At 36.5% G+C, this 2,629-nt stretch carries 3 protein-coding genes; 2 read left to right on the forward strand and 1 reads right to left on the reverse strand.

The genetic code is table 11. The features are described from left to right. Positions 1 to 469: 469 nt before the first annotated feature. Complete coding sequence (locus tag AC06OU_RS16395) at positions 470 to 1,000, forward strand: ATP-binding protein (RefSeq protein ID WP_475857197.1); 531 nt, start codon at positions 470 to 472, stop codon at positions 998 to 1,000. A 159-nt stretch (positions 1,001 to 1,159) separates the two neighbouring features. Here AC06OU_RS16395 and AC06OU_RS16400 read toward each other — a convergent pair whose 3' ends face one another. Further along, positions 1,160 to 2,056 carry an aldo/keto reductase gene (locus tag AC06OU_RS16400; protein WP_475857199.1) on the reverse strand — a complete coding sequence of 299 codons (897 nt, stop codon included), beginning with the start codon at positions 2,054 to 2,056 and terminating at the stop codon, positions 1,160 to 1,162. Positions 2,057 to 2,124: 68 nt separating this feature from the next. On the opposite strand from AC06OU_RS16400, the gene AC06OU_RS16405 reads away from it, so the two are divergent. Continuing rightward, positions 2,125 to 2,629, forward strand: a 505-nt coding sequence (locus tag AC06OU_RS16405) for an NUDIX hydrolase (protein WP_475857200.1), incomplete at its 3' end; no start/stop codon positions are given.

A 2,629-nucleotide genomic window follows, 5' to 3' on the forward strand; every position in this document is an offset into this window, starting at 1 on the left:
GATATCTATAATATTTAATCCTGTATCCACATATATTCCTCCTTTAATTATTCATCTTTTTTGAACTAAACTTTGTTTAAGTATAACATTCACACTACTTAGTAATGCTATGGATTTCCTTGGTTTCAAACAATTTTATGAGATTTTTTAATTCATTCACAGTTTCTAATCCATCTTTATATAACTTAGTCTACCAACTAAATAAATAAATCCACACCAAGTGGGTAAATATCGCTTAGCTTCCATCAATGAAAAATACTTTTTCCCAACCTCATCAGTAATGTGACTCTTCATAAAATCAAATTTATAGGTTTTTTATTACTGCTTCTTTTTAATCAACTAGTTATAAATGCTTTTTAAGAGGGAGTAGAATTAGTATAATATAAATCCTATACATATTTCCCAAGTTTGGTAATATTTTTTATTTTTTGAAATTTGTAAGCTAACTAAAAGGAGGCTGACGTAGCTAGTGAAGATACATATATTTGGTGCTTCTGGATCTGGGACAACTACCTTAGCGAAAGCATTATCCGATAAACTTTGCTGTACCCATTTGGACACAGATGATTATTTTTGGCAAATCAAATATACAATTATTAGAGAGTTAGGAGATCGAAAAAGTCTATTAGAAAAAGATTTGAAAAAGGAAGAGAATTCGATTTTATCAGGAGCATTATGTGGCTGGGGGGATGAGCTTAAAGAGTATTTTGATGTCGTCATTTTTTTGTGGCTTCCTTCAGAAATTAGATTAGAAAGACTAGAGAAAAGAGAGTTTCAAAGATACGGAAATGATATTTTAGCAGGTGGACCCAAGCACGAACAATACAAGGAATTTATGGAGTGGGCTGGGTTATATGATCATGCGGGATTGGAGGTGAGAAGTAGAGCCTTACACGACGATTGGTTGAAGACATTGACTTGTCCTGTTTTGCGAATAGAGGGAGATTATACTGTCCAAGAACGTGTAGCTATGACAAAAAGCTTTTTACAGAAAAAATAAGGATTACTACAATAACCCACTGGATTACTACAATGACCAAGTGGTTTCCTACAATCAGAAGCTGCTTTACGACAATCGACCAATTATTTACGATAATCCTCCATTTCCATAAGAAAAGCTCCTTGATTTGGAATAAATTCAAGGAGCCTAGTGCTATTTTTATATTCGATGCTCTGTATAAGTAGATTTTTTAGTTAGTTCAGAGGCTTTTGCTAGTAAGTCATCAGGTATCTTAGCTTGATACGCCTCGATCGTTTCTAATAGTTGCTCAGGTGAGCTCGCTCCTACGATGGCAGCACTATTTTGAAGGACATAGTGAAGGGCAATGCTAGTGAGCGATGCATCTAGTGATTTTAGTTCACCTATAGTGTCTAGTAGTTCCTTGTTCGTATAAGAGAGGTAGTCGCCCGCTTTTTTAGCACGAATAAGACCTTCATCTTCGGTGAGCATTCCTTTTGCAAGCGAGCCTCTACTAAGCAGGGTAGTCTCGTTTTGTTCCAGTAAGTGTAACCACTCCTCTGGTCTTCTATCTAGTAAACTATATTGCATCATAACCGATACTGCATTGCTTCTTTGTAGGAAGCGATTAATAACATTCGGTCTGATAGAAGAGATGCCGTATTCTCTAATTAGGCCTTCCTTTTTTAGAGATTCCATAGTATCGATTACTTCATCCACATTGTCTTCCATTGTCCCACCATGTAGCTGGTATACATCAATATAATCTGTTTGAAGGCGTTTTAGGGATTCATGTATCGCCGTTTGAATCCATTCTTTTGAGGCATCCCAATGCCAGCCATCACCATTTTCGTTTAGTCGATTGCCGACCTTAGAGGCAATAACTATGTCCTGTCGATGAGGTTTTAAAAGACTCCCCAGAATCTTTTCGTTTTCTCCACGGTCGTACAAATCTGCCGTGTCATAATACGTAATACCGTGTTCCATTGCGGTTTGAATAATCTTTTCGGCTTCTGTAATGTTCGTGGGTAGTGACATACAACCAAGTCCGATTTCTGAAATAGAGATTTCACTTTTTCCTAATTGTCTTTTTTCCAAGATTATCACTTCCTTTCCTACATGGTACAATGAGAATTAGATAGATTCAAATGAGAGGAAGAAAATTAATGAAAAAATTTGAGGAAAAAACAGTTAAAACTGATTTAAAATACACAGGTCGAATTATTACATTACAGGTAGATGATGTTTTATTACCTGATGGGAAACAAGGTAAGAGAGAGATTGTGAAGCACCCGGGCGCAGTTGCAGTAATCGCAGTGACTGACGATAAGAAGATTATTTTAGTGGAACAGTATAGAAAAGCTTTGGAACGGTCTATTATTGAAATACCTGCAGGTAAAATCGAGCCTAATGAGGCCCCAGAACTTACAGCAATGCGAGAGCTTGAAGAGGAGACAGGCTATACTTGTAGTAATCTGAAGTATATACAATCTTTTGCAACTTCACCTGGATTTGCTGATGAGATTATACACCTATACTTGGCAGAAAATATAGTGAAAATGGAGAAACCAGCTGAACTAGACGAGGATGAGTTTGTGGAACTACTGCATGTTTCCCTTGAAGAAATGGAACAAATGGTAATCTCTCAACAAATCTTTGACGCTAAAACAG

It is taken from the genome of Psychrobacillus sp. (assembly GCF_056205495.1).